The 13,118-nt window shown below is 41.4% G+C and carries 12 protein-coding genes and 1 riboswitch; of the genes, 10 read left to right on the forward strand and 2 right to left on the reverse strand.

Annotated elements, in window-relative coordinates; all coding sequences use genetic code 11:
* Positions 1-463: 463 nt before the first annotated feature.
* The 5 genes from LJE12_RS13485 (at position 464) to LJE12_RS13505 (ending at position 6,439) form a co-directional block, all read left to right on the forward strand.
* Entirely contained in the window at positions 464-1,471 is a 1,008-nt protein-coding gene (locus tag LJE12_RS13485) for a LacI family DNA-binding transcriptional regulator (protein WP_055154113.1), read from the forward strand.
* A 233-nt stretch (positions 1,472-1,704) separates the two neighbouring features.
* The gene (locus LJE12_RS13490; RefSeq protein ID WP_177968989.1) at positions 1,705-2,979 is read left to right on the forward strand and encodes an ABC transporter substrate-binding protein; all 1,275 of its coding nucleotides are present in this window, start codon (positions 1,705-1,707) and stop codon (positions 2,977-2,979) included.
* Between the two features lie 16 nt (positions 2,980-2,995).
* The gene (locus tag LJE12_RS13495) at positions 2,996-3,883 is read left to right on the forward strand and encodes a carbohydrate ABC transporter permease (protein WP_026649841.1); all 888 of its coding nucleotides are present in this window, start codon (positions 2,996-2,998) and stop codon (positions 3,881-3,883) included.
* On the forward strand, positions 3,880-4,722 hold the full coding sequence (locus tag LJE12_RS13500; protein ID WP_177968990.1) for a carbohydrate ABC transporter permease: 843 nt from the start codon (positions 3,880-3,882) through the stop codon (positions 4,720-4,722). The genes LJE12_RS13495 and LJE12_RS13500 overlap by 4 nt, the downstream gene beginning before the upstream one ends.
* Before the next feature lie 43 nt (positions 4,723-4,765).
* Entirely contained in the window at positions 4,766-6,439 is a 1,674-nt protein-coding gene (locus tag LJE12_RS13505; RefSeq protein ID WP_227226602.1) for a glycoside hydrolase family 13 protein, read from the forward strand.
* A 140-nt stretch (positions 6,440-6,579) separates the two neighbouring features.
* On the opposite strand, the gene LJE12_RS13510 is transcribed toward LJE12_RS13505, so the two are convergent.
* A complete protein-coding gene (locus LJE12_RS13510) occupies positions 6,580-7,029 on the reverse strand; it encodes a DUF5684 domain-containing protein (protein ID WP_055059015.1) in 450 nt (149 codons plus the stop codon).
* Positions 7,030-7,538: 509 nt separating this feature from the next.
* Positions 7,539-8,018 (reverse strand): hypothetical protein, encoded by a 480-nt coding sequence (locus tag LJE12_RS13515; RefSeq protein ID WP_055059016.1) that lies wholly within the window; start codon positions 8,016-8,018, stop codon positions 7,539-7,541.
* Between the two features lie 131 nt (positions 8,019-8,149).
* A riboswitch (FMN riboswitch) is annotated at positions 8,150-8,283 on the forward strand.
* A gap of 153 nt (positions 8,284-8,436) precedes the next feature.
* On the opposite strand from LJE12_RS13515, the gene LJE12_RS13520 reads away from it, so the two are divergent.
* The 5 genes from LJE12_RS13520 (at position 8,437) to LJE12_RS13540 (ending at position 13,091) form a co-directional block, all read left to right on the forward strand.
* Positions 8,437-9,072: an ECF transporter S component gene (locus tag LJE12_RS13520; RefSeq protein ID WP_055058216.1), complete on the forward strand. Its 636-nt coding sequence runs from the start codon at positions 8,437-8,439 to the stop codon at positions 9,070-9,072.
* Between the two features lie 201 nt (positions 9,073-9,273).
* Entirely contained in the window at positions 9,274-9,567 is a 294-nt protein-coding gene (locus tag LJE12_RS13525; RefSeq protein ID WP_008706339.1) for a nucleotidyltransferase family protein, read from the forward strand.
* Positions 9,554-9,943 carry an HI0074 family nucleotidyltransferase substrate-binding subunit gene (locus LJE12_RS13530; protein WP_008706340.1) on the forward strand — a complete coding sequence of 130 codons (390 nt, stop codon included), beginning with the start codon at positions 9,554-9,556 and terminating at the stop codon, positions 9,941-9,943. Before LJE12_RS13525 ends, LJE12_RS13530 begins: the two co-directional genes overlap by 14 nt.
* 40 nt (positions 9,944-9,983) lie before the next feature.
* Positions 9,984-10,598, forward strand: a complete 615-nt coding sequence (locus tag LJE12_RS13535) for an NUDIX hydrolase (RefSeq protein WP_120062039.1) — start codon at positions 9,984-9,986, stop codon at positions 10,596-10,598.
* Positions 10,599-10,670: 72 nt separating this feature from the next.
* Positions 10,671-13,091, forward strand: a complete 2,421-nt coding sequence (locus tag LJE12_RS13540) for a glycoside hydrolase family 3 protein (RefSeq protein ID WP_227226603.1) — start codon at positions 10,671-10,673, stop codon at positions 13,089-13,091.
* The last annotated feature ends 27 nt before the right edge of the window (positions 13,092-13,118 follow it).

Consider the following 13,118-nt stretch of genomic DNA (forward strand, 5'->3'; position numbering starts at 1 on the left):
CGTAAGCCGTTACTACGACTGGGCAGTTACAAGCCCATTACCTTTAGGTGATGGGTAGTTGACACAGAAGCGGACTTCCCGGAGAAAACGGAGGAAGTCGAGCAGATTGTTAGAGTAGAACCGCAGGGCTATGTGGGAATTTATCATGCGGATGAAGAATAAAAGTATCATTCAGTTCATCCTTTGAATAACTGCGCGTCGCATTCTCGTTATTTTCCAATGAAGAGAGTCAGACGCGCAATTTTGTTTCAATCTGGAAAAAACTATACCATTCGCTTGTCTGTGAATCCGATTGCACAGGTATAAAAGCCTCAGCGTAGCCCGCTATGCCTGCGTTTTTATAATAATATAAGAACGGAAGTTTACTTAAAAACATATATATGGTATAAACATTTTATAGACAAGGATATCTTTAACATTATTGTATGAATCTATAAAATATCGTAAAACAGGAGGCGTTTAAATGATCAGACTTCAGGATATTGCAGATATGGCGGGGGTGAGCCGGACTACGGTTTCCAATGTGATCAATGGAAATACCAAGAGAGTGTCTCAGGAAACCATAGATAAGATTACCCGCATTCTGAAGGAACAGAATTATGTTCCCCATATGGGATCTGTGATGTTGTCAGGTCATGGCTCCAGAATCATCGGAGTAGTGCTTGGATTTGCAACTGCTCATGGAATGCAGTCTCTGCAGGATTCCTTTGTGGGAGAGCTGATAGGAACCATACAGACAGAAGCAGAACGGAAAGGTTATTTCGTCATGCTTATCGGTGGGGAAAAAATTGAAGATGTAGTAGACATGGCTTCCAGGTGGAATGTTGAGGGTCTGATCATTCTGGGATATGATGAGGAACGATACAGACAGCTGTCCAGAAAACTGAACAAAAAGATGATATTGATCGATGCATATCCGGAAGGGGAATACACCTTCCAGAATGTAGGAGTTGACGATTATTCCGGTGGATATCAGGTTGGAGAATACCTGTATTCCTGTGGATATCACAGGGCATTGTTTATCGCAGAGACAGATAAGGACAGTGATTCCCGCAGATGGAATGGATTCAAACAGGCTATGGAAAAGCAGGGCGGTTTCTGCAGCAAATCCCGTCTGATCGTAGTTCCGGGGGAGAAGAGACAGCGCCTTAGCAGATATGAAGAACTGCTTCCTCGTTTCCTTGAAGTAAAGGCACTGGCGTTTTCTTCGGATTACGGAGCGATTGAGGCTATGAACTATTTCTTTGACCATGGGATTAAGGTTCCGGATCAGATTTCCATAGTAGGTTATGATGACAATATTTATGCGGAGTTTGTCCGTCCCAGGCTGACTACGGTTCATCAGGATATCCACCAGAAGGGCGTGATCTCCCTGCGTCGTCTGCACCGGATGATAGAGGGAGAAACTTTAAAAGAAATGAATATCAAGAGCCCGGTGCGGCTGATAAAAAGAGAGTCTGTGAAAGAATAGCAGGCTCTCTTTTGCAATTTACAGAACTTATCTGGTTGGGTTTATAGTGTAAAAGTGTACCAAATATTATACAATATGCATAAAAACAGATAATGAATTTTGTGTGAAATTTAAGTTTCCCGAGAAACCTGTTGATTTTTACAGACAGACTGCGTTATGATAAAGTCACCAAGGGAAAACAGAGGTTGCGCAGCCTTCGTAGTTAATGAAAATTAAATTATGGAGGAGAAAAAATGTATAAAAAAATAATAAGCACATTGGTAATTGGTACTTTGCTTGCCGGCACATTAACAGGATGCGGCGGTTCATCTGACGCAGGATCTTCAGCGAAAAGTTCAGGTAAAACAGAACTGGAACTTTTTTCCACAAAACCTGAGAACAAGGATACGATTCAGAAACTGGTAGACAAATATAATGAAAGCCATGACGATGTGACAGTAAAGGTTACTGCTCCGCCGGATGCAGGAACAGTATTAAAGACCAGAATGGCAAAGAATGATATGCCTGACATCGTAGCAATGGGCGGCGATAACAACTACACTGAGGTTGAGGGTGCAGGTATGCTGCTTGACCTGGGTGATCAGGATTATATCAAGGATGTACAGGAAGCCTATATTGACATGGTTTACGATGTAAATAAGGACAAAGAAGAGACAATATATGGTGTTCCATTTGCTACAAATGCTTCCGGTGTTATCTACAATACAGAGAAATTCGAAGAGCTTGGACTGGAAGTTCCGAAGACCTGGGATGAGTTTATAGATGTTCTGCAGAAAATCAAGGATGCAGGCGAGCAGCCATTACTGATGACTTACAAAGACGCATGGACAGCACTTGCACCGTGGAACTCCATAGCAGCAGACCTTGCACCGGAGAGCTTCGCGGATGACCGCAAAGCAGGCAAGACAACATTTGTGGGAACACATGAGGAGATTGCAGAGAAATATCTGACACTTCTTGATTATGCACAGGATGATTACATGGGACTTAGCTATGATGACGGAAACAAGAAATTTGCCAACGGTGACGCTGTAATGATCATCAACGGAAACTGGGCGATCAGCCAGTACCGTAATGCTAATCCGGATGTAAAAATAAACATGTTTGCACTGCCGTCTTCCAATGATGAATCCCAGAACAAGGTTACCTCAGGTGTGGATGTGCTTCTGGGCGTAAGTAAGAGCAGCTCTAATGTAGATGCAGCCAAAGATTTCGTTTCCTTTATGATGGAAAAAGAAAATATACAGACTTATATTGATGAGCAGTTCTCATTCTCCGCATTAAAGGGTGTAGAGCAGAGTGATGAAGCAGTATCAGGCGTACAGGAAGACATCAGCAATGGTAAAGTTGCTAACTTTGAAGACCACTACTATCCATCAGGACTGGATATGGCCGCACTGGTTGCTGGATTTAGTTTAAATCGTGCAAATGGAATGGATGATAAGGAAAACATCGATCAGTTCCTGAAACAGTGTGATGAGAAATATGATGTTGCGAATGTAGATTAAGTGAGGGGATGAGCCTATGAAGAAAGCAGCGAATCGTAAAAGACCTGCTGTCAACAAAATTTACTATATTTATGTTGGTATTCTTGCAGTATTATTTTTCATCTTCCATACAATTCCTTTCCTGAAAGGTGTGTTCTACAGCTTTACTGACTGGAGAGGATACGGAGAGTGGAATTTCGTAGGGCTGCGTAATTATCTGCATATGTTTGTAGATGCAGATACAGGAAATGCTTACATTTTCACCTTTAAATTTGCTGTGATCACTACGATCCTGGTTAATGTGATCAGTCTTGTGCTTGCATGCGCATTAAATGCAAAGATTAAATTCAAAAATACGATTAAAGCGTTTTATTTCCTGCCGTATATGCTGGGGAGTCTGATCGTGGGATTCATCTTTAACTATATTTTTGCAAACCTGGTTCCGGAGCTTGGAAAAGCTCTGGGAATCAAGGCTCTCAGTGTGAATATTCTGGGTACCAACAATGCGATCTGGGGAATCATTGCAGTATCTCTGTGGATCGGATGTGCATTTAATACACTGATCTATATTGCAGGACTCCAGTCTATTGATACAGATGTATATGAAGCTGCTGACCTGGACGGAGCTACAGGCTTCAAGCGTTTCAGCAAGATCACATTCCCTCTTCTGGCACCGTCCTTTACCATTAATATGGTGCTCTCTGCCAAAGGTTACCTGATGGTTTACGATCAGATCATGGCCATGACAGATGGTGGACCTGGAACAGCAACTACTTCCATTGCAGTCCTGATCTATAAGAAGGGATTCGGTGGAGGACAGTTCGCCTACCAGTCAGCCAATGCAGTTGTGCTTTTTATTGTAGTTGTGCTGATTTCTGTATTACAGCTTCGTATACTTGAGAAGAGAGAGGAGAAGTTAGGATGAAACAGGGTGTAGCGAAGGTAAAAGAACGTTACAACTGGCCTGTAACGATTCTTCTTATCATAGGAATTGTGCTGATTATTCTTTTGCCTCTGTATATGGCACTGATGATCGCAATCAAGGATCCGTCTGACATGAATAACATACTGGCATTACCCAGAAAGCTGCGTCTGCAGAACTTCGTGGATGCCTGGGTGATGACAAATTTCCCACAGAAATTTTTTAACACTGCATTTATTACAGTGATCAACCTGTTCTTTACATTGATCACAAACTCCTTTGCAGCGTATGCAATAACCAGAAACAGGAAAAAGAGTAAATTCTTTTCCATTATGTATTACTACTTTATCAGTGCCATGTTTATCCCGTTCCAGGTAATCATGCTTCCATTGGTTGTACAGGCGAATGCCTTCCATCTGGATAATATTTACGGTATTAGTTTTCTTTATATTATCTTCGGTCTGCCCATGAATACCTTCCTTTATACAGGTGCAATCAAGGCGATACCGGAAGCACTGGATGAAGCAGCAATGATCGATGGTGCCAACCCCATCCAGATTTTCAGCCGGGTCATTTTCCCGGTATTAAAACCAACTACAGCAACAGTAGCAATCCTTTCCTTTATGTGGACATGGAACGACTTCAGTATGCCACTGGTACTCTTAAGTGATGAGAGCCAGCAGACCTTACAGCTTGCACAGTATGTATTCAAGAGCCAGTTCTCTGTAGACTATAATCTGGCATTTGCCTCTTATCTGCTTGTACTGGCACCTGTACTGATCGTATATATCTTCTGCCAGAAGTGGATCATGAACGGTGTTGTTGCCGGTGCAGTAAAATAACACATCAATAAACTTGAGAAATACAAACAGGAGGCTTACGTTTATGAAGAAAACCTGGTGGAAAGAAAGTGTTGTTTATCAGATATATCCCAAAAGCTTTAAAGACAGTAATGGAGACGGAATCGGGGATATCAGAGGAATTATTGAGAAGCTTGACTATTTGAAGGAGTTAGGTGTGAATGTTCTCTGGATTTCTCCTATGCTTGAGTCTCCGCAGGATGATAATGGCTATGATATTTCTGATTACAGAAAGATCTACAAAGACTACGGAACCATGGAGGATTATGAAACTCTCCTTGCAGAGGCACACAAAAGAGGAATCAAGATTCTCATGGATCTGGTTGTAAACCATACTTCCGATGAGCATTCCTGGTTCGTCGAGAGCCGTAAATCCAAAGACAATCCTTACCGCGACTATTATATCTGGAGAAATCCGGTGAATGGTAAGGAACCAAATAACTGGGGCGGAGTATTTGGCGGTTCAGCCTGGGAATATGACGCACAGACAGATATGTATTATCTTCATCTGTTCTCCAAGAAGCAGCCGGATCTGAACTGGGAGAACGACAAGGTTCGTCGGGAAGTTTATGATATGATGAACTTCTGGTGTGAAAAGGGAATCGACGGTTTCCGTATGGATGTTATCAGCATGATCTCCAAAGATCAGGAATTTCCTGACGGAGAGATGAATAACGGATTGTATGGTGATTTCGGTCCGTACAGTGTTCATGGTCCAAGAATCCACGAATTCCTGCATGAAATGAATCAGGAAGTTCTTTCCAAATATGATGTGATGACTGTGGGGGAAACCTCAGGAGTTACCATTGAGGAAGCACAGAAATACGCAGGTGATGACAGAGAAGAACTGAATATGGTATTCCAGTTTGAGCATGTAGAAATCGGCGGCGGTGATTATGGCAAGTGGACCACAGAACGGTATGATTTCAAAGAGTTCAAGAAGATCATGATCAAATGGCAGGAAGAACTGGCAGGAAAAGCATGGAACAGCCTTTTCCTTGGCAACCATGACCAGCCAAGAAGTGTATCCAGATTTGGAAATGACAATCCTGCTTACCGCGATATTTCAGCCAAGATGCTGGCGACCTGTCTTCATATGATGCAGGGAACCCCCTATGTTTATCAGGGTGAAGAGCTTGGAATGACTAACGTCTATTTCGACAAGCTGGAGGACTACCGCGATATCGAGAGCCTTCATTATTTCACTGAGCTGACAGAGACAGGCAGACTGACACCGGAGTATATGATGAAATGCCTGATGCTCAGAAGCCGCGATAATGCCAGAACACCTATGCAGTGGGACACTTCCGCAGGTGCAGGTTTCACTACAGGGGAACCATGGATCAAGGTAAATCCAAATTACCAGCAGATCAATGCAGCAGATCAGTTAAAAGATCCGGACTCTGTTTTCCATTATTATCAGAAGCTGATTCGTCTGCGTAAAGAAATGGACATCATTGTGTACGGAGAATTTGAGGCTCTGTACCGCGACCATGATCAGATATTCGCTTACATAAGAAAGCTTGGATCAGAGAAGCTGCTCACAGTATGCAATTTCAGTGCACAGGAAGCGGAAATGGAACTTCCGGAAACATTCGCAGAAGGAGCTCAGTGCCTGATCACAAACATGGGAAGAAAAGTATTTGACAGGAAAATCATCCTGAATCCATATGAGGCGTTTGTGCTTTACAAAAAATAAAATAGTCTGAAAAAAATACCCTTTCGTATGACATGACGAAAGGGTATTTTTGCTTTTATTTAGAGGAGAATACTGATAGAGTATAAAAAGTGCTTGCCAGTATATATCTTTTCGCTTTAACTTCTCATTTTAATGTATACCTATTTATCTGCCCCATAATATCTGTCATCGCCGAAGCCAAGGATCAGCATGAAGATTGGCGGTAAGAAGATAAGGCCAATGGCGAATCCTGTGCCTCTGCCAAAAGCTCTTGCAAGCTTAACACTGTACATAATGCTGATTATGGCAAGTATGATTTTGATCAGCACGATGATCATGGAGATCATTAAACTGTCGTTTGTTTCAAGAGTTCCCTGTAAGCAGGAAGATACGATTCCAAGAACCAATGTCAGCCAGAAATATGCAGGCTGCCATGCGATTTTATAAGAAATATAATCGCCATATATTGGAATAATACTTTTCCATCCGGCCTCCCCTGCTTTGGTAAAGATTCTCCAGTTGGCAATAATCTGCAGAAGCCACCATGCGAATGCAATCATCAGATACATACCACCTAAGAATACCATGCTGCTGATAGCTATAAGTCCCATTTGTGTTCCCCCATTTCTTTCTGTGAGATATGATACATGTATCGTTGGTGTAGAAGCATAGTTGAGAACTATGTTTGTTCTCCTGAAGTATTTATGCTAAATCCATTAAAGCATATTCTCAGTAGTTCGTCAATTATCAAAGAAGATTGTACATAAGCGAGGTGAAAACTATGGCAGCAATACTTATGAACTACAAAATACCGGGATATTATATATTTTTCATTTGTCTGGCAGTGATTTCCTGTTTTTCTAATCCTGGAATGGTTGTATTAGCGGGCTGTAGGGCCTGATAATATTGATCAGGCAGAGTAAAATTTTATCAATGAAGTGAGTCTCCTGCTTTAATATTACAAATATTCGTCTGACTTATGAAAAGTGCCTGATGAGATGAAAATCTTCTCAGGGATGGGTTGTGAGAACAGAGAAAAAAGAATGGTTTCGGAAAAAATAATGACAAGTTAAACAAAAGCCGTAAAGTGGGAATTTCCAGCTTTGCGGCTCTTGTGGTATCATGAATTGAAAGACATCTCAACAACTTTTCCATTGGTTACCTTAATGCGCAGACCTAATCCATTCATGCTTCTCATGGTAGACATGAAAGCGGATTTTGAGCAATAATCGTTGGGAGCTTCACCTCCGGAAAAATAGTATTTGGTCTTGGAAGTAAGTTTAAATGTATGTTTTCCGTATTTTATATATGCTTTTTTGTTTTGGCTGTTTAATATTCCGTTTTTGGAAGTATTAAATGACGCATACATTGTCAGAGTGTTCCCCTTACATATAGCCTTTCTTGTGCCTGACATATAGTATTTTGTGCCATTGGTTGTTATTGTTCCGCCTTTTTTTCCATTTATGCAGGTATCATAGTAGGTTGTACCTGACTTTCCGGTAGCTGCCTGCACATTTGAGAATCCCATGCAGCCGGTAACGAGGCAGATGGCAAGTATCAGTGTTAACATTTTCTGGAACTTCTTTGTCCATGTTTTCATATTGAAAACCTCCTTTCGTTTTCTGGATTTATTATAATAGCCTGGAAAAGCAAAGTCAATAGAGGAGCGTAATGGAATAGTTGTATTGACAATAGATATCTGTATGTAGTATAATCAGACGCAGATAAAAGAAAATTCTTCGGGGTTGTGGTGATCAGCATCAGCTGAGATTCCCTACCGGCGGTTATAGTCCGCGACCCGCTTCGGCGGCTGATTTGGTGAAATTCCAGAACCGACAGTATAGTCTGGATGAGAGAAGAACACGCGATATTTACCATACGTGCTCATTACCCCGGATATGATCCGGGGTTTTTTATATGTTGAAGAAAATCTTCATTATATAAAAAGCTTGTGGAATTTTCTTTTAACAGGATATGAGACATATCCATAAAGAATAATTTCAAAGGAGAGAAACAGTATGAGTGAACAGGTATTAAGAAATGGAAATGCGATGGCAAGGAGTAAGACGAGAACCGTTACACAGATAGCCATGCTTGGCGCTATCGCAGGAATTTTAATGAATCTGGAGTTTCCGCTTCCTTTCCTGGCACCGACTTTTTATCAGCTGGATTTTTCAGAAATCCCGGTACTGGTTGGTTCATTCGCAATGGGACCGATCGCAGGTGTACTGATCGAGCTGGTGAAGATTCTTGTGCATCTGGTAACAAAGGGCTCTATGACAGCAGGTGTAGGCGATGTGGCAAACTTCATCTTTGGATGTACATTTGCAGTTCCGGCAGGTCTGATCTACCGCTATAAATCTGTTAAGAGCAGAAAACATGCAGTGATCGGAATGGCAGTTGGAACCGTACTTACAGCAGTAGTTGCATGCTTTATCAATGCATTCGTGTTACTTCCGGCTTATGGAAAGGCTTTTGGAATGCCGGTAGAAGCATTTATCGAAATGGGAAGTGCAGTACACAGTTCTGTAAATAATCTTCTTACATTTGCAGCAATGATCATTTTCCCATTCAACATATTCAAATATGCTCTGACATCCCTGATCGTATTCCTGATTTATAAGAGAATCCGCGTGGTGCTCAAGGGAGATTGATTTTATATCTGATAAAGAATAAATAAATTGGCAGTACAATAAATAAAAAAGAAGAACAGCCGTATGATGAAAAATCTGCGGCTGTTCTTCTTTTTATGTGTAAAAAATAATTACGGAAATTGTCAGACAGACTTAAAAAAGATACGATAATATGGTAAGATAAAACAGACGATATAAACATCGGAATGTGAGGTTTATAAAATGAATGATACAGGAATCAGACCGGAAGTTATAGAAGAAATCCGAAACCTTGCGCAAAAATATGATATTGAAAAAGTAATTCTTTTTGGTTCGAGAGCAAGAGGAGATTTCAGAAGAACAAGTGATATAGATATTGCAGTCACAGGAGGAGATTTTGCAAGGTTTGCGTTAGATGTGGATGAAGAGACAAGTACTCTTCTGGAGTATGATATTGTAAATCTTGATCGTGACATGCAGGATGAATTAAGAGAATCTATAGAGAAGGAAGGGAGGATTTTGTATGAGAAAATATGAGAATTTCTGCAATGCACTGTCTAACATGAAAGATATTTATAATTATGAAGAACCATATGATAATGTAGTGATTACCGGACTCGTAGGATTGTATGAAATTTGTTTTGAGCAGTCATGGAAAATGATGAAAGAAATACTGGAGATTCATGGATATGCAGAGGGAGCAACAGGTTCACCGAAAATCATTCTGAAGACTGCCTATAAAGCAGGAATGATAAGAGATGAGGAGCAGTGGCTTCGTGCATTGCAGGCAAGAAATAATGTTACACATTCTTACAATCAGAAAATTGCGTTAGGAATTATAGCTGATGCAAAAGAAGAGTTTTATCAGATGTTTTGCGAACTAAAAACAGAGATAGAAGAAAATTGGCTGTAATAATCAGCGAAGGTATAGAAAGCGAAAGGAAGTATCCATTATGGGACAGATACATAATATTGAGAAACTGACAGACTGTAAATTTTTAAATTTGTACCATTTAAATGCAACAAGCATTCACAACACTCCTGTGTCATATTTTGTGGCATCCCGTGCGAAGAGTATTAACGAATTAAAGATAAAAACAGGCAAAAATACTCCGGATGGTGTAATTATTTACAGTCTTTACGGAGAGAAAAAAGACAAGGTTGTATTGGTACGTCAGTACAGATACGCAATCGGCGGATATATCTACGAATTCCCGGCAGGTCTGGTAGAACCGAACGAAGAATTCCATGAAGGTGCAGTAAGAGAAATGTACGAGGAAACAGGACTGAAATTCACACCTCTGAAAGTAGATTCTGCATTTGAGAAATCATATTTCACAACGGTTGGCATGACAGATGAATCCTGCGCAACTGTTTACGGATATGCGGAAGGTGAGATCAGCAAAGATGCACAGGAAGACACAGAGGAAATTGAAGTTGTACTTGCTGACAGAGAAGAAGTAAAGAGGATTCTGCGTGAAGAAAATGTAGCGATCATGTGTGCATATCAGCTTATGCATTTCCTTCAGGATGAAGAACCTTTTGCATTTTTGAAGGAAGAACTTTAAACAAATCAAGCAAGTAGCGAAGTGGATGATTTTATCTGCTTGACTAAGGAGAATTAAAGGAGGATTAAGATAATGGCAAAATGGCAGAGAAGCTTCTTCCAGCCTGTGCTTCCGCTGGGAGAAGATGGACGGAGAGTTACAGGAAGTAAAGAACACATTGCACTTTCCAGAATGGCAGCAGGAGAGGGAATGGTCCTTCTGAAAAATGAGAAAAATACACTTCCGATCCGGAGAGGGACGAAAGTCGCACTCTTTGGTAAGGGTACTGTAGACTACGTAAAAGGCGGCGGAGGAAGTGGCGATGTAACTGTAGAATACATCCGTAATCTTTATGAGGGCATGAAGATTAAAGAGGATGAGGGAAAAGTAGAAATTTTCGATAAACTTGCGAAATATTATGAGGAAGACATTCAGAAACAGTACGCAGATGGTGCAGTACCAGGTATGACAGTTGAGCCGGAGCTTCCGGATGAACTTCTGAATGAAGCGCGAGAATATACAGATACTGCAGTAATTACTATCTGTCGTTTCTCGGGCGAAGGATGGGACAGGAAATGTGAAGCAGCACAGGATGGATATGTTCTTGACGGAGAAGAAAAAAGAAACTCTGAACTGTCAGCGAAGATTTTTGAAAACGGTGATTTCTGTCTGACAAATGCAGAGAATGCCATGGTAGAGAAGGTAAAGAAAACATTCCCACATGTAATCGTAGTGATGAATGTTGGCGGTATCGTGGACACGAAATGGTTCAGAGACTGTGATGAGATCCAGTCAGTACTGATGGCATGGCAGGGGGGAATGGAAGGTGGTCTTGCAACAGCAGATATACTCTGTGGTGATGTTAATCCATCCGGTAAATTATCCGATACTTATGCAAAAGATCTGGAAGATTATCCATCCACAGCAAACTTCCATGAGTCTGCATTCTATGTAGATTATACAGAAGATATTTATGTAGGATACCGTTACTTTGAGACAATTCCGGGTGCAGCGGAGAGAGTAAATTATCCGTTTGGATTTGGACTTTCCTATACAGACTTCGACTGGAAGATGACTGGTGCTTCCGAAGAAAACGGTGTGATCACGGTTCTTACTGAAGTAACCAATACAGGAAAAACAGCAGGAAAAGAAGTTGTCCAGCTCTATTACGGAGCACCACAGGGTAAACTCGGAAAGCCTGCGAAAGTGCTGGGAGCATTCAAAAAGACCAGCCTTCTTCAGCCGGGTGAACGACAGATTCTTACCCTGAAACTTCCTGTAAATCAGATGGCGTCTTACGATGATCTGGGCAAAGTATGCAAGTCTGCATATGTTCTGGAAGCAGGAGAATATGCAATCTATATTGGTACAAACGTAAGAGATGCAGCGAAGATTGACTTTACATATGTAGTAAAAGAAGATACAGTAACTGAGCAGTTAAGCCGGAAGGCAGCACCATATCATCTTCAGAAACGTATGCTTGCGGACGGTTCTTATGAGGAACTTCCACAGCGTGAATATGTGGAAGAAGAAGGACTTCCGAGACAGGATAAATATGCCATCGGTCTTCCATGCCCTGATACAAAAGGACAAAAAGGAATAGACTTTCTTGATTTTCTTGATTCCAAGGGAGTTCACTTCTCTGATGTAGCAGATGGTAAAATGACATTGGATGAGTTTATGGATATCCTGACATTGGATGACTGTATCAATCTCCTTGGCGGACAGCCAAACACAGGATGCGCCAATACATTTGGAATGGGAAATCTTCCGGAATACGGAGTCCCGAATGTGATGACTGCAGACGGACCAGCCGGACTTCGTATTCTTCCGAAATGCGGAGTGAACACAACTGCCTGGCCATGTGCCACACTTCTTGCCAGCACCTGGGATGAAGAACTGGTAGAGAAAGTTGGTAAAGCAGGAGCGGAAGAAGTAAAAGAAAATAATATCAGTATCTGGCTTACTCCTGCCTGCAACATTCACAGAAGCCCGCTCTGTGGCCGTAACTTTGAGTATTATTCTGAAGATCCGTACCTTGCAGGAAAGACAGGTGCAGCTATGGTAAGAGGCATCCAGTCTCAACATATCGGAGCAAGTGTGAAGCATTTTGCAGCCAATAATAAGGAGACAAACCGTAAGGATTCTGATTCCAGAGTATCAGAGAGAGCACTCCGTGAGATTTATCTGAAACAGTTTGAGATTATTGTAAAAGAGGCTCATCCATATACAATTATGTCCTCCTATAACCTGATCAACGGCATCCACGCCTCAGAGAACAAAGAACTCCTGACAGGTATTCTCCGGGATGAATGGGGATTCGACGGAATAGTTACAACAGACTGGTGGACATTCGGAGAACACTACCGCGAGACAAAAGCAGGAAACGATATCAAGATGGCAGCAGGATATCCGGAACGCATAAAAGAAGCATATGAAAAAGGGCTTATTACTGAAGCAGAAATCCGTCTCAGCGCAAGAAGAATCCTGAATATGATTCTGAAAATTGACTAATGAGTATCAATAATATTTTATACAGGA

This window comes from Blautia sp. DFI.6.71 (genome assembly GCF_020593585.1).
Classification (GTDB): Bacteria; Bacillota; Clostridia; order Lachnospirales; family Lachnospiraceae; genus Blautia_A; species Blautia_A wexlerae.

Bases quoted from the DNA above. Each gene is read 5' to 3' on its own strand.
- LJE12_RS13485 (WP_055154113.1), top strand. From the start codon at position 464: ATGATCAGACTTCAGGATATTGCAGATATGGCGGGGGTGAGCCGGACT.
- LJE12_RS13490 (WP_177968989.1), top strand. From the start codon at position 1,705: ATGTATAAAAAAATAATAAGCACATTGGTAATTGGTACTTTGCTTGCC.
- LJE12_RS13495 (WP_026649841.1), top strand. From the start codon at position 2,996: ATGAAGAAAGCAGCGAATCGTAAAAGACCTGCTGTCAACAAAATTTAC.
- LJE12_RS13500 (WP_177968990.1), top strand. From the start codon at position 3,880: ATGAAACAGGGTGTAGCGAAGGTAAAAGAACGTTACAACTGGCCTGTA.
- LJE12_RS13505 (WP_227226602.1), top strand. From the start codon at position 4,766: ATGAAGAAAACCTGGTGGAAAGAAAGTGTTGTTTATCAGATATATCCC.
- LJE12_RS13510 (WP_055059015.1), bottom strand. From the start codon at position 7,029: ATGGGACTTATAGCTATCAGCAGCATGGTATTCTTAGGTGGTATGTAT.
- LJE12_RS13515 (WP_055059016.1), bottom strand. From the start codon at position 8,018: ATGAAAACATGGACAAAGAAGTTCCAGAAAATGTTAACACTGATACTT.
- LJE12_RS13520 (WP_055058216.1), top strand. From the start codon at position 8,437: ATGAGTGAACAGGTATTAAGAAATGGAAATGCGATGGCAAGGAGTAAG.
- LJE12_RS13525 (WP_008706339.1), top strand. From the start codon at position 9,274: ATGAATGATACAGGAATCAGACCGGAAGTTATAGAAGAAATCCGAAAC.
- LJE12_RS13530 (WP_008706340.1), top strand. From the start codon at position 9,554: ATGAGAAAATATGAGAATTTCTGCAATGCACTGTCTAACATGAAAGAT.
- LJE12_RS13535 (WP_120062039.1), top strand. From the start codon at position 9,984: ATGGGACAGATACATAATATTGAGAAACTGACAGACTGTAAATTTTTA.
- LJE12_RS13540 (WP_227226603.1), top strand. From the start codon at position 10,671: ATGGCAAAATGGCAGAGAAGCTTCTTCCAGCCTGTGCTTCCGCTGGGA.